This window comes from Streptomyces sp. NPDC014995 (assembly GCF_043080745.1).
GTDB lineage: Bacteria > Actinomycetota > Actinomycetes > Streptomycetales > Streptomycetaceae > Streptomyces.
In genome coordinates this window covers 55,911-77,034 of the sequence record NZ_JBIBVX010000019.1, presented here as the reverse complement: position 1 = coordinate 77,034, position 21,124 = coordinate 55,911, and the positions used below count along the sequence as shown (strand labels likewise).

The following is a 21,124-nucleotide window of genomic DNA, read 5'->3' as shown; positions in this document are numbered from 1 at the left end:
CCCGGCCCGAAAGGCCCGTGGCCGAACGCGAGGATCCGTCCGTTCCTTTGTACCTCTCGTCCGTACCTCTCGTCCCGGCGGTCAGGCGTACACCGGCTCCCACATGGCGTCCTGGACCTGCTGGACGACGTCGTCCAGCGCGGTGCGCGCCACCCCGTCCGCCGCGGCCCGGCGGGCGACCGCCGCCGCGACCGTCGCCGACGACGCGCGCAGGTTCTCCACCTGCGGCAACAGCGCGGCGCCCGGTCCGGAGAGGTCGGCCAGCTCCGCCACGGCCTCGGCCGCGGCCTGGAGCATGCCGTCCGTGATCCGGGACGCCCGTGCCACGACGGCACCCAGCCCCAGCCCGGGATAGACGAGAGCGTTGTTGGCCTGCCCGATGACGTACGTGGTGCCGTCCAGCTCCACCGGCGGCAGCGGGACGCCGGCCGCGACGAGGGCCCTGCCGCCGGTCCAGCGCAGGACCTGCTCGGGCTGCGCCTCCATCTTCTCGGTCGGGTTGGACAGCGGCAGCACGACCGGCCGCTCCACGTGCGCGGCCATGGACCGCACCACGTCCTCCGTGAAGGCTCCCCGTACGGTGGACGTCCCGACCAGCACCGTCGGACGGACCCGGTCCACGACCTCCCGCAGCCCCACCGGCTCACCGTCCCGGCCGGGCCACTCGTCGTCCGGGCGGGCGTACGGCCGCTGGTAGTCCCGCAGCCCGTCGGTGGACCGCAGGAGCAGGCCCTGCCGGTCGACGCACCAGACGCGCGCCGTGGCCTCCTCGCCCTCCAGCCCGTCGCGGACCATCGCGTCGCGCAGCTGGTCGGCGATGCCCACCCCGGCGGTGCCCGCACCGAACACCACCACCCGCTGCTCGCGCAGCGGGGTGCCCGAGACGCGCGCCGCGTTCAGCACGCAGGCCAGGGTGATGGCCCCGGTGCCCTGCATGTCGTCGTTGAACGTGCAGACCTTCTCGCCGTACGTCTCCAGCAGCCGGCGGCCGTTGCCGGGACCGAAGTCCTCCCAGTGCAGGAGCGCGCGCGGGAACAGCTCCCGTACGGCGTCCACGTACGCGGCGACGAACGCGTCGTAGTCCTCGCCGCGCACCCGGCTGTGCCGGTTCCCCACGTACAGCGGGTCGTTGAGCAGCGCCTGGTTGTCGGTGCCGACGTCGAGCACGACCGGGATCGTCCGGCCGGGATCGATGCCGGCGGCGGCCGTGTACACGGCCAGCTTGCCGACCGAGATCTGCATGCCTCCCACGCCCCAGTCCCCGATGCCGAGGATCTGCTCGGCGTCGGTGGCCACCACCAGGTCGACGTCGTCCGGGCCGAGGCCCAGTGCCTCGAACGCGGCCCGCACGTCCTGCGGGTGGTCCACCGACAGGAACACCCCGCGGGGGCGGCGGAACTCGTGGCTGTACCGCTGGATCGCCTCGCCCACCGTCGGGTCGTACACGATGGGCAGCAGTTCGGTCAGGTGGTCGGCGAGGAGCCGGTGGTACAGCACCTCGTTGCGGTCGTGCAGTTGCTCCAGGTAGACGTTTTTCGCCAGGTCGCCGCTCTGGGCCGCCAGCTGTTCCCAGGCCCTGCGGGACTGCTGTTCGAGGGAGAGCTCACCGGGTGGCAGCATGCCCACCAGGCCGTGTTCACGCCGTTCCTCCTGCGTGAAGGCCACCCCCTTGGTGCGCAGCGCGTCGGTCAGCAGGGCGCGGCCGTGGGACCCGTCGCGGGGCGAGGGCATGCGGTCTCCCTCCGTGGGGTGTCGCTTCCGTCCCCGGTTTCCCGCGGCCCCGGTTCACAAACAGCGCCGTTCCCCGCCGGAGCGCGGTGGCGGCGGGCGGTACGCGTCAGCGGGGCACCGCTGACGACGGGTGGTGCTACTCGCCCGAGGGTGAGGTCAGCGGGACGCCCAGGGCCACCGGTGTGCCGAAGTCCGGCGTGCCGTCGGCGTTCCAGGTGAACTTCTGCGCCCGGGTGCTGCGGTTCATGTCGCAGCCGCCGCTCGCGGAGTCGTTGGCGTGGTAGACCATCCAGTCCTCGGTCCCGTCGGGCGACGTGAAGAAGCCGTTGTGGCCGGGGCCGTACACGCCGTTGGCGTTGGACCGCTGGAAGACCGGGTTCGGGGACTTGACCCAGGAGGAGGAGTTCAGCGGGTCGCCGCCGTTGTAGGTGAGCATCCCCAGCTTGTAGTCGGGTGTGGAGCAGTGGCTGGCGGAGTAGACGATGAACGTTCTGCCGCCCCGCTGGAGGACCTCGGCGCCCTCGTTGACCGCGCCGCCGACCGTCTCCCAGCTGTAGGTCGGGGTGGACAGCACCCGGCGGGTGCCGGCGGCGGTCCACGGGTTCGACAGCGGCCGGATGAACATCGGCTGGGAGCCGTTGTAGTAGGTGCCGAGGAGGTAGAGACGGCCGTTGAGTCGCAGGATGCCCGGGTCGAGCTCCCAGGTGTTGTCCTGGACCGGGTCGAGCAGGTCGGCCTTGAAGGTGTAGGGCCCCATCGGGTCGAGGCCGGCGCTCTCCAGCACGTGGATCCGCTGGGTGTTCAGGTCGTACGGCTCCCGCCCGGCCGTGTAGTAGAAGTACCACCGTTTCCCGTTGGGGCCGTCGAGCAGGTGGAACTCCGGTGCCCACATCGTGCCCGCGCCGTTGGGCCGGGTCAGGCGGAAGACGACCTGGTCGGTGGCCGTGGCGAGGCCCGCCAGCGTGGCGGCCTTGCGCATGGTGATCGTCGAGTTCCAGGTCGTGGTGGCGAGGTAGTAGTACCCGTCGTGGTAGGTGAGCCAGGGGTCGGGCCCGTGCTGGGAGAGCGGGTTGGTGAACGTGCCCGGACCCGTACCGCCGCCGGTGGAGCCGGGCAGCCGCCACACCCTGCCGTTGGCGGTGGAGCACGGCAGTTGCACCAGGTCGGTGGGGGAGGCCGACGAACCGCCGCTCGGTGTGACGCACTTGCCGGAGCCGGCGGAGACCAGCTGGAAGGTCTTGTCGGTTCCGGTGACCGATACCCGGGTGAGGCGCCACTGCTGGTTGGTTCCGCCGTGGCAGGGCCACTGGATGATCGCGGCGTCGTCCGCCGTGGACGCGCCGTGGACGTCGACGCACTGGCCGGACCGGGTGGTGATCGTGTAGGTGTCGCCCGCCCCCGGGACCGGGGTGAACACGAGGTTCTGGTGCGCGCCGCCATCGCACGTGGAGGCGCGCAGCCGTGTCCCGTTGGCCGGCGAACCGTCGGGGAGATCCACGCAGTTCCCGCCGTTCTGGTTCACCCCCGTCGACGTGAACGCGACGGCGGCGGCAGCGGGCGGCGGTGCCACCAGGAAGGCGACCGCCAGTGTGAGCAGGGCGGTGAGCACGGACAGGGATCTGGATCTGGTCACGGGTGCACTTCCTTCATCGGGGCGGTCAGGGCCCGTACACCTTCGCTTCGAGGAGTCCGACGGAGTTCGTGCCGTTCCCGGTGAGCAGCACGCGCAGGCGCGTGGTGTTCACCGCGGTGAACGTGACCGAGTTGTACTGGTTCTTCGCCAGCGCGTAGGCGCTCGCTCCGGGCACGTCGACGTAGGCGCTGCCGTCCCAGTACTGGAGCTTCCAGGCGGCGGGCATGTCGATGCCCTGGTCGTCGTCGAAGAAGTACACCTCGGCCCTGGTGAGGGTCTTCGCCGAGGGCCAGGTCAGCTCGGCCCACTGCCGGCCCGTCTCGGGCCATGTCCCCCAGCGCGGGTTCACGGTGTCGTGGGACGACGGCGGGTCGATCCCGTCGTTGACCGCGGTGACGCTCTCCCAGGGCGAGGTGTACGACGCGGACGCCGTGGCGGACGTCGCCAGGTTGGCCGGCGGCTGGACGCCGCCCCGGTTGAACACCTTGACCTCGGTGAGTCCCGTCCTGGCCCCCGAGGCGTTGGTGGCCAGGACCCGTATGCGCTGGGCGCCGAGCGGTGGGAACCGCACCAGGTTGTAGTTGGCCCGCGGTGCCGCCGGGGTCCTGGTCTGGCCGGGCACGTTCACCCACGAACCGCCGTCGAAGTACTGGAGGGTGTACGCGGACGGCGCCCGGTAGGTCGTACTGGCCGGGCGGCTGTCCTTGAAGTACAGGCGCACCTCGTCGAAGGTCCGGGCGGTGCCGAAGTTCAGCTCGTACCAGTCCTGGGTGTTGGCGGAGCCGCCGGCGCCCCAGAACGGCTCGTTGGTGGGGTACCCGTCGACCGCGCCGGCGACGGAGCTGCCCGGCCCGGTGTGGGAGGCGGACGCGGTGGCCCCGGCGGCGAGGTTGGTGAGGTTCGCCGTGAGGTCGACGCCGGCCTTGGCGAGCATGTCGACCATGCGGGGGCTGTTCTGCACGACCTGGTTCGGGGCCTTGAGGCCGGGGACGGCGGTGCGGTGGGTGACCGTGCCGCTGGTGGTGACGTCGCCGGTGGCCGGATCCCAGGTGAAGGGCACCAACGAGCCGACGGTGGCGGCCCGGTCGCCGTTGACGTAGATCGAGTAGCCCTCCGGGATGCCGGGGTAGCGCACCACGCCGTCGGCCGGGTCGTCCCAGACGATGGACAGGTCGGCGCCCCGGTAGCGGAGGTTGTTGACGGTGAAGTGGCTCCAGCCGATGTCGATGGGGGAGAGCTCGACCTTGGCGTCGTTGCGGGGCCGCAGTCCGGCGACGTCCTCGATCACCGTCCAGTTGCTGCTGCCCAGGACGTTGTGGTGGATCCAGGAGCGGTAGCCGATGGCGCTGCCGTTCCAGTCGGCCCAGAACTCGTTGGCGTCGGGCCACTGGGTGTTGCCGCCGATGTACTGCGCCCAGGTGTTCCAGTAGAGGAGCTTCTTGTAGTCGGTCGCGCTCATCCACGAGGTGGGGTAGTCGCGCAGCACCGAGGAGTAGAGCCGGAACTGGACGGTGGAGTTGATGGTGGAGAAGTTGTTGGAGCCCGGGTTCCCGGCGTCGGCCGCCGCCTTCTTGTCGGCCTGGTTGGCCGTGTAGAAGGGGAAGACCGGGTACTGGGCCGGGTCGTCGTACAGGCGCAGGGCCTGCTTGTAGGTCGCGGTGTCGGGGACGGCGCCGACCGAGAAGGGGTAGTAGTTGTTGATCTCCTTCCAGGGCACCCACTCGTCGGTCGACTTCAGCCGGTGCTCGAACAGCTGCCGGCCGGGATTCCACAGCACCTTGACGATGGCGTCCTTGATCTGTGTGGCGAGCGTGCGCATCTCGGCGGCCTTGGCCGTGTTGCCGATCGCCTCGTAGGCCTGCGCGGCGGCGAGCGCGCCGCTGTACTGGTAGGCGGACTCGGCGCGGTCCATGCTCCCGGGCTTCCAGTGGAAGGAGACCGCGTCGGCGTCGTTGCCCGTCAGGGCGCCCCAGTCGTACTCGATGAGCTTGTTGTTGTCGCGGTCGTAGTGGGCGAGCTGGCCCTTGACGTCGCCCTCCGCGTAGTGGGCCAGGTTCGCGGCGATCGCCGGCTGGCCGCCGTGGATCTGGTAGCTCTTCCACGCCGCCTCGGCGATGTACTGGGTGTAGCTGCTGGACCAGTTCTCCGGGTCGCCCGGGTTGTCCAGGAAGCGGCCGCCCTTGGAGGTCTGGCCGACGCTCAGCCAGTCGCCGTAGGCGTAGGCCGGGTCGCGCAGGTACTTGAGGTCGTCGATGTGCATGGGCTGGGTGAGGGCGATGGCGTTGTTGTAGCCGAGGACGCCTTCGGTGGAGGTGGGGAACTGGAAGGTCTGGCCGGGGATGTCGGCGTCGAGGTGGTTGAAGCGCATCAGCCACCAGCGGTAGTAGAGGTTCTTCTTGATCGCGGGCTCGGGCACGTCGATGTAGGGCACGTTCCGCGCCCACCACAGGTTGTAGGCCTTGACGTGGGTGGCGAAGGCGGTCGCGTTCGTATGGGCCGCGTAGGCGTGGTACTCGGTGAGCGACTCCGGGATCTCGTCGGTGACGAAGCCCATCACCACCTTGGCGGTCGCCGTGGCTCCGGCCGCGATCGTCACGGACCGGTTGAGGCCGCCGCCGACGGCGCTGAAACCGTCGCCGGTGAGGCGCGGACGCAGGGTGGTGAGGTTGTTGTAGGCGTTGACCTGCCCGGTCAGCTCACTGCCGGTGCCCGTGGTGGCGTACGGCGACGTGGCGCGCAACTGGAGCGTGGTGGCGCTCGTGCCGTCGTTCCGGATCGACAGGTTGGTCACGGCGACGTTGTTGTCGGTGATGAACTTCGTCTGGCTCACCGTGACCGAGCCACTGGTGTGCACGCTCTTCCAGTGGCTGGGTGCCTGCCAGCGCCGGGAGACCTGTTCGGTGAAGGTGCCCGGAGTGATCGCGACGGTGTAGGCGCTGTTGTCGTTGATGCTCTCCCAGTAGGCGACCTTGCCGCCGAACCCCAGCCGGGCGGGGTCGTGTTCCTTCATGAAGACCGCGCGGCCACGGCTCATCAGCCAGGGGCCGGCCGGGTCGTCGCCGGAGCGGGCCAGCAGGCGGTCCGTCCAGAAGTCGGTCCCTGAGCTCTCGGCGTCGTAGATCGCCCGCATCATGTCGCCCGGTGTGTGGGCGACGGGCGGGGCCGGGATCGCCGGGCCGCTGAAGGAGGGGAACCCGATGGTCTGCGCCGCGGCGGCCGGGATCGCGGGGACGACGGAACAGACGCTGAGCACCAGTGCGACGAGGAGGCACCTCGTGCGCCGGCGTCGTGCCAGGAGGACGTGCGGTCTTCTCATCCAAGGCTCCCTGTCCCGTTGACGACAAGCGTTCGCTCGCGAAGGCACCGGCGTTCGTGACCCGAGGAGTGCGGAAACGACCTGAAAGGTTTTCGCAACGTAGGAGCGAGCTGACGCAGTGTCAAGACAGCGGCGTGGGACCCGACGGGAGCAACGCGCCGTTCAGGACAGGGGTGCCGTCGATCCCCTGATCACGACGCGGCAGGGCAGGGTCTCGACCCCCGAGCGGTGCGCTCCGGCGATCGCGCCGAACAAGGCCTGCGCGGCAGCGCGCCCCACCTGTTCCAGGTTCATGTCCACGCTCGTCAGCGGCGGCCGGGAGGCGGTGGTCAGGACCCGCCAGTTGTCGAAGCCCATCACCGCCACGTCCTCCGGCACCCGCAGGCCCCGCTCGCGCAGGACGTCCATGACGCCCCGGGCGATCTGGTCGCTGCCGCACAGCACGGCGTCGACGTCCCCGTGCCGGTCGAGCAGCAGCGCGGTGGCCGCCCGCCCCCACCCCTCCGACCACGCCCCGAACCGCGGTTCGCCGACCAGGGCGAGACCGGCGTCGGCGAGCGCGGCACGGGCGCCCGCGGCCCGGTCCCGCGCCGCCAGGTACCCGGGGTCGCCGGTGATGTGCGCGATCCGGGTCCGGCCGCAGGCCAGCAGGTGCTCCACCGCGATCCGGCCGGCGTCGACGTTGTCGGGGACGATCGACAGATCCTCCGGATCGTCCGACGGCGCGTACGCGTAGACGACGGGTACGGGCAGCTCACGACCGAGGGACGGACGCGGATCGGTCCGGCTGCCCACCACGATGAGGCCGTCGACCCGGCGCCCGAGCAGCGCGCGGACATGGTGCTGCTCGCGGATCGCGTCCCCGCGGGCGTCACAGAGGAAGACCGCGACCTCGCCCGCGCCGAAGGCGTCCTCCGCGCCCATCAGGATCGGGATGCCGAACCGGCCCTCCAGGTCGCTCGTGAGCAGTCCGACGGTGCCGGTCCGCCCGGCGAGCAGGCCGCGGGCCAGCTGGTTGGGCCGGAAGGACAGCCGCTCGGCCGCTTCGATCACCCGTAGGCGGGTCTCCTCGCGCACCTGGCTGCGCCCGTTGAGAGCCTTGGACGCGGTGGCGATGGACACGCCCGCCAGCCGGGCGACGTCGCCCAGCGTGGCGGGATGCGAACGAGCGGGTCCGGCGGCCTGTGCCATGGGTGTTCTCCTGTCTCGCGTCGCGTGCCGAGCCCGTCGAGGGTGGCACGGCACGCGTAAAACCGTACGCGACACATTTCGGTCGAGGTGGGTCACGAGGGTTTCCCCGGGTTTCGGTGACACGGTGAAAGCCCTTGCCCGCAAGGGGATTGACGGGCCATCAGTCGCGTCCTAGCTTTCAGAAAGCCTTTTCGGTTCATTTCTGCCCCGGAGCACGTCACAGCCGTTCGTCGCACAAGGGGGATCGCCATGGGGAGCACGGCCGGACCGCGTGGACGCGTACGCCGCCTCGTCACCGGAGCCGTCGCGGTGCTCGCCGCCGCGAGCCTGGTCACGGCATGCGGGTCGGGAGAGGGCGGCTCCGGCGGGGGAGGGGACGGGACGGCGGACGTCACAGGCGTCGACGACGGCACCACGCTGACGATGTGGACGCGGGCGGCCACCCGGCCGCAGAGCGAGGCTCTGGTCGAGGCGTACAACGCGAGCCACGAGAACAGGATCGAACTCACCGTCGTCCCCACCGACGACTACCAGGCCAAGGTCGGCGCGGCCGCCGGATCCCGGGACCTGCCCGACCTCTTCGCCTCCGACGTGGTGTTCGTCCCGAACTACACCTCCAGCGGCCTCTTCGCCGACCTCACCGAACGCGTCGACGCCCTTCCCTTCGCCGACGAACTGGCCCAGTCGCACATCAAGGCGGGCACGTACGAGGGCAGGAAGTACGTCGTGCCGCACACCCTCGACCTGTCGGTGCTCTTCTACAACAAGGAGCTCTACCGGCGGGCGAAGCTCGACCCCGCGAAGCCGCCCGCCACCCTCGCCGAGTGGGACCGGCAGGCGCGGGCCGTGGACGCGCTCGGCGGCGGCGTCGACGGCACCTTCTTCGGCGGCAACTGCGGTGGCTGCGGCGTCTTCACCTGGTGGCCGTCCATCTGGGCGGCCGACGAGGACGTGCTGAACGAGGAGGGCACCGAGGCGCGTCTCTCCTCCGACACCGCGAAGAAGGTCTACGAGACCTACCGCGGATGGGTTCGGGACGGCATCGTGGCCCCCGGCGCGCGCGACGAGACGGGCACGACCTGGACCGGGGTCTTCCCGAAGGGGAAGGTCGGCGTGATGCCCATGCCGTCCACCACCCTGGGCCTGATGCCCGACGACCTCGACCTCGGGGTCGCGCCCATCCCGGGACCCGACGGCGGCAGGTCCACCTTCGTCGGCGGTGACGCCATCGGCATCTCCGCCACCAGCAAGCAGGCCGACCAGGCCTGGAACTTCCTCGCCTGGTCGCTCGGCGACGAGGCGCAGGTCGACGTCGTCGCCGCGCACAAGGACGTGGTGGCACGCACCGACCTCGCGTCCAACAAGCACTCCGCCGCGGACCCGCGCCTGGTCACGATCAACGAGCTCGTGGCACACGGCCGCACCCCGTACGCACTGAAGTTCGGCCAGACCTTCAACGACCCCAACGGGCCCTGGCTGACCCTGATGCGCGACGCCGTCTTCGGCGACGGGGCGTCCCTGGAGAAGAACAACCAGGCGGTCAGCGCCTCGCTGGCCGACTGAGCGGCACCCCTGCGCAGCGACCCCGTCACCCGGCGAAGGAGAGCCATGCAGGTGAAGGCAGCCGAACCGGCGGCGGCCGGACCCCGGACCCGGCCGGAGAGCCGCGTCCGCCCGCCCCGCGCCACCGCACCCCGCCGGCACTCCCGCACGATCCAGGGGCTCGGCTACGCGGCCCCCACGGCCGTGTTCGTCGCGGTCTTCTTCCTGCTGCCCCTGCTGCTCGTGGGGCAGATGTCGCTCAGCGACTGGCCGCTGCTCGCGGGAGACCGCGGCGGCAACGCCCCCGAGAACTTCACCGACGTCACCGACAGCCCCCTGTTCTGGCCGGCCGTCCGCTTCACCCTCCTCTACACCGTGCTCGTCACCGTCGTCCTCCTCGGGCTGGCGCTGCTGCTCGCCCTGCTGGTGCAGGAGTCCCGCCCCGGCGCCGGCTTCTTCCGCACGGTGTACTTCCTGCCCGGCGCCCTGGGACTGGCCTCGGCCTCCCTGCTGTTCTGGGGCCTGTACAGCCCCACCACCGGCCCCCTCGGCCGCACCCTGGAAGAACTGGGACTCGTCGACGACCCGGTGTCCTTCCTCGGCACGCCGACCTCCGCGCTGCTGTCGACGGTGTTCCTCGTCGTCTGGAAGTTCGCCGGCTTCTACATGCTGATCCTGCTCGTGGGCCTCCAGCGCATCCCCCACGAGGTGTACGAAGCGGCCCGCATGGACGGCGCGAGCCGCGGCCAGATCTTCCGCCGCATCACGCTCCCGCTGCTGCGTCCGTCGCTCGCCCTGTCCCTGCTGCTGTGCGTGACCGGATCGCTGCTCGCGTTCGACCAGTTCTTCGTCCTCACCAAGGGCGGACCGGACAACAGCACCGTCACCGTCGTGCAGCTGGTCTACCGCGAGGCGTTCCAGCGGCTGAACCTCGGCACCGCCGCGGCCCTGTCGATCCTCGTGCTGGCCGCGCTGCTCCTGCTCAACGCCGTCCAGTTCCGCGGTCTGCGCCGCGCCGACGCCTCATGACCACCCCCTCCTGGAGAAGGGACACCACGGTGCTCACCCGCGCCCTCGGCCGGACGCCGTACTACGTCGTCGCCGCAGGTCTGGCCGTCATCTTCCTCTTCCCGCTGCTGTGGAACGCCTGGGCCTCCGTCAGCGCGCAGCCCGGCACCGCGCAGGAGTCCGGCTACGGCCTCGGCAACTACCGCACCCTGCTCGACTACGACGCCGGCCTGTGGCGGTACCTCCTCAACAGCACCGTCGTCTCGGCGCTCACCGTCGCCCTGACCCTCGGGGTGTCGCTGCTCGGCGGCTACGCCTTCGCCCGCTTCGACTTCCCCGGCAAGGACCTGCTGTTCCTGTTGACCCTGGCCATCCTCATGGTCCCGTACGCCACGCTCCTCATCCCGCTCTACGTGCTGCTCGGCAGGCTCCACCTGCAGAACTCGCTGATCGGACTGAGCCTGGTGCTGGCCCTGTTCCAACTGCCGTTCGCCACCTTCATGATGCGGATCTCCTTCGAGGCGGTCCCGCGCGAACTGGAGGAGTCGGCGCTCGTCGACGGCTGCGGCACGGCGGGCGCGCTGCGCCGGGTCCTCCTCCCGGCGGTGCGGCCCGGGCTGATCACCGTGGGGCTCTTCGCCTTCCTCGCGGCCTGGAACGACTTCATCGCGCCGCTGATCCTCATCTCGGACAGCGAGAAGGCGCCCCTGCCGCTCGCCGTCGCCAACCTGCGGCAGCAGAGCATGGGCGCCGTCGACTACGGCGCCACCGAGGCGGGCGTGGTGGTGCTCGCCGTGCCCTGCCTCCTGCTCTTCCTGCTCCTGCAACGGCACTACGTACGGGGCTTCATGTCGGGCGCGCTCAAGGGCTGACGCCGGCGGCCCACGACCTGGACAGGCAACCGAAAGGACGAACCGAAGGCATGAAGTGGTGAAGGAGAACACGCCGGGGGCGGGGTCCCCCGTTCTGCCGGTGGCGCCGACCCGGGGACGGCTGCGGCCGCTCGGTCTCGACGAGGTCAGGATCACCGGGGGTTTCTGGGCCGGGCGCCGCGCGGTCAACGCGACCGCCACACTCGGCCACTGCCGCGACTGGATGGAACGCGTCGGCTGGATCGGCAACTTCCGCGCCGCCGCCGAGGGCCGCGTCCACCACGACCGGCGTGGCCGCGAGTTCGCCGACTCCGACGTCTACAAGCTGCTCGAAGCCATGGCCTGGGAGGCCGGGCACGGCGGCGACCCCGCGCTCGACGCGGAGATCACCGCGCTCTCCGACACCATCGCCGCCGCCCAGGAACCGGACGGCTACCTGAACACCGCCTTCGGCCGCCCCGGTCGGCCGCCCCGCTACAGCGACCTCGCATGGGGCCACGAACTGTACTGCGCCGGGCACCTGATCCAGGCCGGCGTGGCCCGGACCCGGGCCCGCGGCGAGGGCGAACTGGCCAAGACCGCCCGGCGGGCCGCCGACCACGTGTGCGCCACCTTCGGCCCGGGCGGCATCGAGGGCGTCTGCGGACACCCGGAGATCGAGACGGCCCTGGTCGAACTGGCCAGGGCGACGGGCGAGCAGCGCTACCTCGACCAGGCCGCCCTCTTCGTCGACCGCCGCGGTCACGGCACGCTCCCCGACATCGAGTTCGGCCGCGCCTACTACCAGGACGACCTGCCCGTCCGGGACGCCACGGTGCTGCGCGGGCACGCCGTGCGCGCCCTCTACCTCGCGGCCGGCGCCGTGGACGTGGCCGTGGAGACCGGCGACGAGGACCTGCTCGCCGCGGTCGTACGGCAGTGGGAGGCCACGGTCGCCCGGCGGACCCATCTGACCGGCGGCATGGGCTCGCACCACCGGGACGAGTCCTTCGGCGACGACTTCGTGCTGCCGCCGGACCGCGCCTACTCGGAGACCTGCGCCGGCGTCGCCTCCGTGATGCTCGGCTGGCGGCTGCTCCTCGCCACCGGCGAGCCGCGCTTCGCCGACCTCGCGGAGCGGACCCTGTTCAACGTGGTCGCCGCCTCCCCGTCCGAGGACGGCCGGGCCTTCTTCTACGCCAACACCCTGCACCGGCGCCGCCGGGGCACCGTACCCCCCGCGGACGCCGAGAGCCCGCGCGCCGAGTCCGGCCTGCGCGCACCCTGGTTCGCGGTGTCCTGCTGCCCCACCAACGTGGCCCGGACCCTGGCGCTGCTGCCCGCCTACCTGGCGACGGCGGACGACCACGGCGTCCAACTGCACCAGTACGCCGACGCGGAGATCGCCACCCACCTCACCGGCGGACACGGGGTCGCGCTGCGGGTCCGCACCGACTACCCGTCGGGCGGGAGCGTGACCGTGCGCGTCGGACGGTCCCCCGACCACCCCTGGACCCTGTCGCTGCGCGTCCCCGCGTGGACGGAAGGCGCCACCGCGTGGCTGGTCGACCCGGACGGCGGACGGCGCGCCGTCGCGCCGGGCACGGCCGCGCTCACCCGCCTCTTCCGGCCCGGTGACGAGATACGGCTCGAACTGCCCGTCGCCCCGCGCTGGATCGCGCCCGACCCGCGCGTCGACGCGGTGCGCGGCACGGTGGCCGTGCAGCGCGGGCCGCTGGTGTACTGCGCCGAGTCCGTGGACCTGCCGGGCGGACACGAGGTCGACGCCGTCCGGGTCGATCCGTCCGTCGAGCCGGAGGACGGGCCGGACGACACCGTGGTCGCGCCCGGCGAACTCGCCGGACCCGGTGGACCGCCCGACGCCGTGTGGCCGTACCGGCCGCTCGACCGGGTCGCCGCTCCCGCCGCCGAGCGCACCGGCGTCGTCCTGGTCCCCTACCACTCCTGGGCGAACCGCGGGCCCTCGACGATGCGGGTGTGGCTGCCGACGGCCGAGCCGCGGACCACGCCCCCCGGGAGGTAGCCGTGCGGGGACCGCGAAGGCGGACTCACACAAGCCCGGCCGGGGCGCCGGCCCCGGGACTGCCCGGCTCGCCTGCCACCGCTGACAACCCGGGCACCCACGTCCTCGAACCCACCGCCGGCCGGGACCGGCCGGTCCGCGTGGACGGCCCGGACCGCCGCCTGCCCGACAAGGTGACCCCGGCCCTCCTGGTCCTCGACGTGAGGGGAACCGTCGCGGGCACCTCCCACCGCGCCACGGCCACCGTCACCGCCCCCTCCTGGCCACCGGGCCACCCGCCCACCGCCCATGCCCGCCGACCACCCACGATCGGAGTCCGAGCATGTCCCGACCCCCCACACGTCGCCGTGTGCTGACGCTCGCCGCCGGAGCCGCCCTCACGAGCGGGACGGCCCCGGCGGCGCGGGCCGCCGCCACCAAAGCGGCGCCCGCGCGGGCCGCCGGCGCCCCGTCACCCGTACCGTCCTCCTGGGCGGTGCACCCCTTCCGGCTCGACCAGGTGACCCTCGGCGACGGCGTCTTCCGCCGCAAGCGCGACCTGATGCTCGACTACGCCCGCTCCTACCCGGCCGACCGCATCCTGGCCGTCTTCCGGGCCAACGCCGGGCTCGACACCCGTGGCGCCCGGCCGCCCGGTGGCTGGGAGACCGCCGACGGCAACCTGCGCGGCCACTACGGCGGCCACTTCCTCACGCTCGTCGCCCAGGCGTACGCCGACACACGGGAAGCCGCGCTCAAGTCCAAGCTCGACCACCTGGTGGGCGCGCTCGCCGAGTGCCAGCGGGCCCTGGCCGAGCACGGCACGCCCAGGCCCAGCCATCCCGGATATCTGGCCGCCTACCCGGAGACGCAGTTCGTCCTGCTGGAGAGCTACACGACCTACCCCGCCATCTGGGCGCCCTACTACACCTGCCACAAGATCATGCGCGGCCTCCTGGACGCGTACACCCTGGCGGGGAACGCCCAGGCACTGACCGTCGCCTCGTCGATGGGCGACTGGGTGCACAGCCGGCTCGGCCACCTCCCGAAGGCCCAGCTGGAGCGGATGTGGTCGATCTACATCGCCGGTGAGTACGGCGGGATGAACGAGGTGATGGCGGACCTGTACGCCCTCACCGGCAGGCGGGAACATCTCGTCGCCGCCCGCTGCTTCGACAACACCGCGCTGCTGGACGCCTGCGCCGAGAACCGGGACGTCCTCGACGGCCGGCACGCCAACCAGCACATACCGCAGTTCACCGGCTATCTGCGGGTGTACGACCACACGGGGGAGGAGCGGTACGCCGCCGCGGCCCGCGCGTTCTGGGGCATGGTCGCGGGTCCCCGGACGTACAGCCTGGGCGGCACGGGCCAGGGGGAGATGTTCCGGGCCCGGGGCGCCGTCGCGGCCACCCTGGACGACAGGAACGCCGAGACCTGCGCTACGTACAACATGCTGAAGCTGAGCCGGCAGTTGTTCTTCCGCGAGCCGGACGCCGCCTACATGGACCACTACGAGCGGGGTCTGACCAACCACATCCTCGCCTCCCGCCGGGACGCCCCCGGCACGAGCGGCCCCGAGGTGACCTACTTCGTCGGCATGGGCCCGGGCGTCGTGCGGGAGTACGGCAACACCGGCACCTGCTGCGGTGGCACCGGCATGGAGAACCACACCAAGTACCAGGACTCGGTCTACTTCCGCTCCGCCGACGGCAACGCGCTCTACGTCAACCTCTACCTCGCCTCGACCCTGCGGTGGGCGGAGCGGGGCTTCGTCATCGAGCAGACGAGCACGTTCCCGGCCGAGGGCGTGCGCGCCCTGACGTTCCGCGAGGGCAGCGGCAGGCTCGACCTCAAGCTCCGTATCCCGTCCTGGGCCACGGCAGGTGTGACCGTCACGGTCAACGGGGTCCGTCAGCCGGTCGAGGCCGTGCCGGGCAGCTATCTCACCCTCGCCAGGAGATGGCGCGGCGGCGACCGGGTCGAGATCTCCACGCCGTACCGTCTCCGGGTCGAGAGGGCGCCGGACGATCCGTCCGTCCAGTCGGTGTTCCACGGGCCCGTGCTGCTGGTCGCCCAGAGCCCTGAGCAGGGGTTCCGCGCGTTCTCCTTCTACAGGGACTTCACGCTCCGGGGCGACCTCGCCGACTCGATCCGCCCGGAGGGCCGGCCGCTGCACTTCACCACGCACGGACTGACCCTCGCGCCGTTCTTCGTCGCGGACGACACCCGCTACCACGCCTACTTCCGGCGCTTTGAGCCCGTCGTGGTGTTCGGCGGGTCCGACTCGGGCGTACCCAACCGGACCCGTGGTGACGGGCTGACCTTCCTGGACGTCCTCTGGGAACAGGCGCCCTTCCCCTCCGCGGGCCGTTTCGTGGAGGCGGTGCGCGTCCTCGCGGGCACCTGGCTGTCCGCGGGGTTGTTCACGGCGGCCGAGCGGGACGCCGTCGTCGCCGCGGCGGTCCGGGCGGACCTGAGGAGCTGAGGGCCGGGAGGAGGGGAGGCGCGGTCGTGCCCTCCCTTCCTCCCCTCCCGGCCCGGGGCGTCAGCGCCGTACGAGTTCGATCCGGTACGTGGTCGTCCGCGTCCCGTCCTCGCCGGTCACCGAGACGACGGCCAGGGTCCGTCCGGCCTCGCGGATCCGTTCGACGGTGACGGTCGCATAGGGGTCGCGTGCCGTCGCCGTGACCACGGCCCGGGCCGGATCGGCGGTGACGACACGGTAGTGGGCCGTGCCGGGGTCGAAGGACGCGACCGGAACCCCCGCGACCTCGATCGACGCCCCGGCCGCGTCCGAGGAGACCCCGGGGGCCCTGGCGTACGCCGCGATCTCGCTCAGGGTGAGGTAGCCGCCCGGGCGGGCGGTCATGACCAGGCGCACCCCGGTCGCCGGTCCCGCCTCCAGCGGCACCTCGACCACCGGCGTGCCCTCGGTCCCGACCGCGATGTCGCCGCTCGCGTCGACCCACGCGCCGTCGGCGGCACCGCGCACCTGCGCCTTCAGCGTCGCGGGGAAGGAGGCGCTGCTCCCGTCCCGGTAGAAGTAGGCCACGAGCCGGTCGAGGTCGCGTGCCGTCGGCCAGGTGTAGGTGACCGTGTCGGAGGGGTTCTTGGTGTTCCCCGGCTTCCAGTTGGACCAGGCCTTCTCGGACGTGTCGCCGTTGCGCAGGCGCTCGGCGGAGTAGCCGCTCTCGGTGAACGTGGCCGCGACCGAGACGTCGGCGTCCGGCGCGATGTCGGTCTCCACCGGCTCGGTCACCTGCACGCGTGCGGTCGCGTCGACCGTGCTGCCGTCGACGACCCGTGCGACGCCCCGCAGCGTCACGACGCCGGTCGCGTCGAACGCCCCGTCGGGTGCCGGGTCCCAGGTCACCGGCAGGTCGGTCCTGCCGCCGTGCGCGCCGACGCCGACGACCGTGGCCGGCAGCCGGGGGCGTCCGCCGACGTAGGTCTTGGCGCGGCCGGGCAGGGTCGAGCCGATGGTGTCGACCGTGACGGCCGCCGTGGCACGGATCTCCCGGCCGAGCGGATCGGTCGCCCGGCCCGTGACGCGTACCGTCCCGGGGTCGCGCCACGCCCGGTCCGGCGGGAGGCTCCACACCACGGGGAGGGAACCGCGCGCGCCGTCCCGGTACACCGGCGTCACCGTCGCCGGGAGCCGCGGGGCGAGACCGGGCACGGTGAACGCCTTGGCCGGTTCGGAGCGCAGCACCGTCTCGTCGGTCACGGTCCAGCGCTGGTTCGTCGCCGAGGTCGGGGTGTAGGTGGAGACCCTGGCGCCGTCCGCGGAGGACTGCCCGGTGACGTCGAGGAGGCGGCCGGTGGCGGCGTTGACGAAGGTCCAGGTGCCGTCTCCGGTCGTCGACAGGATCCACTGGGCCGCCGCTCCGGGCTCGCCGTCCGCGGGGTCCTCGAGGACGGCCTGGCCGTCGCGCACCGCGAGCCGCTCGCCGGTCGTGGCGCCGAGGACGGCGTACCGCTCACGGTTGCCGGAGCCGGAGGTCAACTTCCGTACGGACCACAGCTGTTCGGCGTCGGCGGTGTCGGTGGTGCGGATGACGACACCGCCGCCGTCGTCCGACGGGGCGAGCGACTTCCCGCTCTGCGCGCCCTGGAGCCGGTAGACGTGGCCGGGCTGCACGAGCGCGGCGTCCTTCGCCACGCCGCTGACGCCCTCGACCAGGAAGGTGGTGACCGACCTGGCGGGGACGGTCAGCGTGGCCGACCGGTCGGTGACCCGGACCGGCGTGCCCCGGACGAGGGCACCGTCCGCACTGGTCACCACGGGGGTGACCGACGCCCGTGGCGCGATCTTGCCGAACCGGGAGAGATCGAGGGTCACGGAGCGCGCGGACGTGCCGCTGTTCACGTGCACCACGCTCGCCGCCCGGCCGGACCCGCGCACCGCGGCGACGCTGGAGGGGTCGTCGACCTTCACGAAGTGGTCGCCGGGCCGGATGTAGTGGGTGAAGTTCCGGATGGTGTGGAACTTCGAGTTGGCGCGGACCGGACAGGTCTCCAGGGTGTCCTCGGCCGTGCAGTCGAAGGGCACGTGGATGCTGCCCCAGTTCTTGCCCGCGGCGGCCTGCGGGATCGCGTCCTCGACCGGCTGCCAGAACACCCAGGCGGCGGGCTCCAGTTCGCGCATGTCGTCGACCATCCGGGTGGCGATGCCGAGCCCCGGATCCATGCCGGTGAAGTCGGTGCCCGTGCCCCAGGTGCCCTCGACCTCGCTCATCCACAGCTTCTTGTCCGCGCCCTTGGCGATGTCCCGGGCGCTGGTGCGCATGCCGGTGCCGTAGGTGTGCACGTTGAGCTGGTCGACGGCGGCTCGCGCGGCGGCGTCGTAGGCGTTCCAGTTCTGGGTGAAGATGCCGGGGTTCGTCTCGTCCATCGCCGAGATCTCGGCGTCGGTCCCTGCCCCGTCGAGCGCCTTGTCGAGGGCGAGGATCACCTTCTGCTGGAGGGCCGGCCCGGCGTGGGCGCCTTCCTGGCGGCCGCCCGTGGGCTGACCGTCGGCCCCCAACTGGGTGCCCCAGTAGGAGGTGTTGGGTTCGTTGAGCGGGTCGAGGGTGTCGAAGTCGATGCCGTGCTCCCGCTCCAGACGTTCGGTCACCCGCACGAGGTAGGTGGCGAAGTCGTCGACGCGGTCGGCGCGGATCTGGTCGGCGCCGGCGTCGAACCCTCCGGAGACGTAACCGCTGACCGTCTGGAACCAGGGCGGGGAGTTGCTGAACGCCTCCCAGCGGGTGACCTTGTCCTTGACCTGGTCCACCCACCAGCGCTGGCCCGCGTCGGCGTCCCAGTTCCAGTGGTCCGGGTTGTTCGGATCCCACCAGTCCATGTCCTCCCGGGTGGTCCCCTCGGGAGCCTTCCAGAAGCCCTCCATGGTCGCGCCGGTCTTCATGTAGTCCTTGCGGACGTCGGGAGCGTTGCCGCCGCCGATGTTGTAGCGCGCGATGTTGAGGCGGAGCCCGTCCTCACCGAACAGCATGTCGACGAGCCGTCTTCGGACGGCGTCCGGATAGCCGCCCGTGGCGTTGGCGAACCAGACGAGACTCGTCCCCCACCCCTCGAACTCCTGCTGCCGGTAGGACGGGTCGATCCGCACGGTGACCGCGCTCTGCGCCGAGGAGTCGGCGGCGGCGGGGGCGGGGGCGGTGACGAGACCGGCGCCGAGCACCAGGGGGACGGTCGGCGTCACCACCCGGGCGAGGCGCTGTCGACGGGACACGGAACTGCCCACGGAACTCCCTTCCATGACACGGAGAGGAACAGAACCGACCACAATCGATCGGCCCCACCGCATGCTTGACGACGGAAATGAACACGTCAAGACAGCGTGCGGAGCCCGGGCCGGTGACCGCGTGGCCGGTGGCCTCTCACTCGCCGCCCGGCGCCCGGTGCTGGTGCCGGGGTCATGGACGGACGGCCTCTTCGTTGACCGGAGGGGAGCGGAGGGGAGTGGGGGAGGGGCGGCGGGGAGCGGAGGGGGGCAGCGGCGCGTCGCACCGCACGGCCGGCCTCCCCGACGACCGGCGCGCGACGGCGGGCGGCCGCAGCCGTGGGGGAGTTGCTGGGAGCGGCGGTCCGCTCGGCGGCCTCCAGGGGCAGGTGTGCCGGGACTCCGGCCGTGCGGTGAACCTGCCGTGCGCGCCGTCGAGGACGGCCATGAACGGAGGCGAGCCACAGAGACGGCTTCCCCCGGGAGGGCGGCCGCCGGCGGAGGCCGGGCGGCGCCGTCGAACGGCCCGCCCTGCCCGCGCATGGGCCGGGCGCCCCTTCCGGCGCCGCGGTCCGCTCAGGCTCCCAGAGGGTTGGCCCGTGCCGCCGCCAGCAGGTACCAGGCGGTGGCCCCGGTGTGCCGGTAGGGGTAGTAGCCGAACCCGAAGCCGGTGTCGAGGGGGCTGCTCGCCGAGACGACTCCGGAGCGCGCGGGGAGCGCCCGGGCGCCGATGGTCTGGTCGCCGCCGAGCAGGTCCTGGGCCCGCTCCACGGAGGCGAGCAGCCGCCGGGCACGGGTCTCGTCCCCGGGGGCGTGCCGGTGGCGCAGGGCGAGCGCGAGGTGGGCCGTTCCCTCGAACCACACGCCGTTGCGGTCGGGCCTGGGCTGGCCCGCGGCGATCGGGGCGTCCTCGTTCGCCAGGAGACTGGCGGAGCTGAAGGTGACCCCCTCGTACGTCTGGCCCGCGGGCACCGTGCTGTTGCGCCGGTCGGCCGTGTCCAGGACGGCCAGTTCCGCCGCGGCCCAGTCCAGGGAGCGGGCGTGGGCGGGGGAGGAGAGGGCGAGGTGGGTCCAGGTCTGGGTGTCCTCGGGCACCGGGGACTTGTTGATCGTCACGCCGTCGTCGGTGCCGGTGTAGAAGAAGCCGCCGGACGGTTCCCACATCTTTGTGACGAAGGCCGCCGCCCGGGCGCGGCGCTCGAGCCAGACCGGGTCGCCGGTGAGCCGGGCGAGGCGCCCGAAGAGGCCGATCAGGTCGGTGTTGTGCTCGGTCGAGGTGAAGGGCAGTTTCCGGTCGGCGCCGTCGACGCCGAACTTGTAGCCGCCGAGGGGTTCGTCGGTGCGGCCCACGCGCTCGATCCACTCGCCGATCCGCACCGCCCCGGTGAGGAAGCGGCGCTCGCCGGTCCGGCGGGCGAGGGCGCTCAGCGCGATGCCGGCCCAGGCCATGTCGCCCACGGCGGTGCCGGTGAAGCCGAACTGGGTGCCGACGTTGGCGGTTCCGTCCGCGCGGACGAAGCCGTACGGCTGCGGGGAGCCGTCGTAGAAGGTGTACGGGCCGACGTTGTAGGCCTGGCGCAGCCGGCCGTCGTCGTGGGCGGGGTCGTGCGCCTGGGCGTAGAGCAGCGCGTCACCGAGCGCCACGGCTCGGGCGTGGCCCTCGCGGGTGCGGGCGGCGAGGTGGGCCAGGACCGTGAGGGCGTTGTCGTAGGTGAACGCGGTGCTGAACAGGCCGGCCTGGTCGGTGTAGCTCTGGGCCAGCCGGATGGTGCCGTGCTCCGGGTAGGCGTCCATGGTGGCGGCGAGGAAGGAGTACGCCCGCTGCCGGGCGGGGAGCCGGGTGGTGGACGGGCGCTCCGCCGCCCCGGCGGTGCCGGAGCCGGCCGCGGTCAGGGCCGCGGCGCCGACGGCGAGTCCGGTCCCGATGAGCGCACGGCGGCTGAGTACCGGGCGTCGACTGCCGGTCATGGGGCTCCTCGAAGGTGGGGCGCGGTGGAGAACGCGAAGGTCGGTGGGTTTGAGAGCGCTCTCAGGAGCGCGCGCCCATTGTGCTGGCACGCCCGGTTCCGGTCAACGGCTTTGGCGGCAACGGGGGTTGGGG

At 72.2% G+C, this 21,124-nt stretch carries 11 protein-coding genes; 5 read left to right on the top strand and 6 right to left on the bottom strand.

What is annotated here, in order from left to right; genetic code table 11:
* Window positions 1–81 precede the first annotated feature (81 nt).
* The 4 genes from ACF1A1_RS32270 to ACF1A1_RS32255 all read right to left on the bottom strand — a co-directional run bounded on the left by ACF1A1_RS32270 (window position 82) and on the right by ACF1A1_RS32255 (window position 7,871).
* Window positions 82–1,731: an NAD-dependent malic enzyme gene (locus tag ACF1A1_RS32270; RefSeq protein WP_392004544.1), complete on the bottom strand. Its 1,650-nt coding sequence runs from the start codon at window positions 1,729–1,731 to the stop codon at window positions 82–84.
* 136 nt (window positions 1,732–1,867) lie between these two features.
* Entirely contained in the window at window positions 1,868–3,364 is a 1,497-nt protein-coding gene (locus ACF1A1_RS32265; protein WP_392004543.1) for a family 43 glycosylhydrolase, read from the bottom strand.
* 25 nt (window positions 3,365–3,389) lie between these two features.
* Window positions 3,390–6,680, bottom strand: a complete 3,291-nt coding sequence (locus ACF1A1_RS32260; protein ID WP_392004542.1) for a discoidin domain-containing protein — start codon at window positions 6,678–6,680, stop codon at window positions 3,390–3,392.
* Window positions 6,681–6,842: 162 nt separating this feature from the next.
* Window positions 6,843–7,871, bottom strand: a complete 1,029-nt coding sequence (locus tag ACF1A1_RS32255) for a LacI family DNA-binding transcriptional regulator (protein ID WP_392004541.1) — start codon at window positions 7,869–7,871, stop codon at window positions 6,843–6,845.
* Between the two features lie 249 nt (window positions 7,872–8,120).
* Here ACF1A1_RS32255 and ACF1A1_RS32250 point away from each other — a divergent pair, with 249 nt between their 5' ends.
* The 5 genes from ACF1A1_RS32250 (at window position 8,121) to ACF1A1_RS32230 (ending at window position 15,783) form a co-directional block, all read left to right on the top strand.
* Window positions 8,121–9,434, top strand: a complete 1,314-nt coding sequence (locus ACF1A1_RS32250) for an ABC transporter substrate-binding protein (protein WP_392004540.1) — start codon at window positions 8,121–8,123, stop codon at window positions 9,432–9,434.
* Between the two features lie 45 nt (window positions 9,435–9,479).
* Window positions 9,480–10,442, top strand: coding sequence for a carbohydrate ABC transporter permease (locus ACF1A1_RS32245; protein ID WP_392004539.1), 963 nt, complete (start codon window positions 9,480–9,482; stop codon window positions 10,440–10,442).
* Between the two features lie 29 nt (window positions 10,443–10,471).
* On the top strand, window positions 10,472–11,293 hold the full coding sequence (locus tag ACF1A1_RS32240; RefSeq protein WP_392004736.1) for a carbohydrate ABC transporter permease: 822 nt from the start codon (window positions 10,472–10,474) through the stop codon (window positions 11,291–11,293).
* 58 nt (window positions 11,294–11,351) lie between these two features.
* A complete protein-coding gene (locus ACF1A1_RS32235; RefSeq protein ID WP_392004538.1) occupies window positions 11,352–13,316 on the top strand; it encodes a glycoside hydrolase family 127 protein in 1,965 nt (654 codons plus the stop codon).
* Window positions 13,317–13,638: 322 nt separating this feature from the next.
* Window positions 13,639–15,783: a glycoside hydrolase family 127 protein gene (locus tag ACF1A1_RS32230; protein ID WP_392004537.1), complete on the top strand. Its 2,145-nt coding sequence runs from the start codon at window positions 13,639–13,641 to the stop codon at window positions 15,781–15,783.
* A gap of 60 nt (window positions 15,784–15,843) precedes the next feature.
* Here ACF1A1_RS32230 and ACF1A1_RS32225 read toward each other — a convergent pair whose 3' ends face one another.
* Together ACF1A1_RS32225 and ACF1A1_RS32220 are read right to left on the bottom strand one after the other, a co-directional pair.
* Window positions 15,844–19,044, bottom strand: coding sequence for a glycoside hydrolase (locus tag ACF1A1_RS32225; RefSeq protein ID WP_392004536.1), 3,201 nt, complete (start codon window positions 19,042–19,044; stop codon window positions 15,844–15,846).
* Between the two features lie 555 nt (window positions 19,045–19,599).
* Window positions 19,600–20,991 (bottom strand): Tat pathway signal sequence domain protein, encoded by a 1,392-nt coding sequence (locus tag ACF1A1_RS32220; RefSeq protein ID WP_392004535.1) that lies wholly within the window; start codon window positions 20,989–20,991, stop codon window positions 19,600–19,602.
* Between the last annotated feature and the right edge of the window lie 133 nt (window positions 20,992–21,124).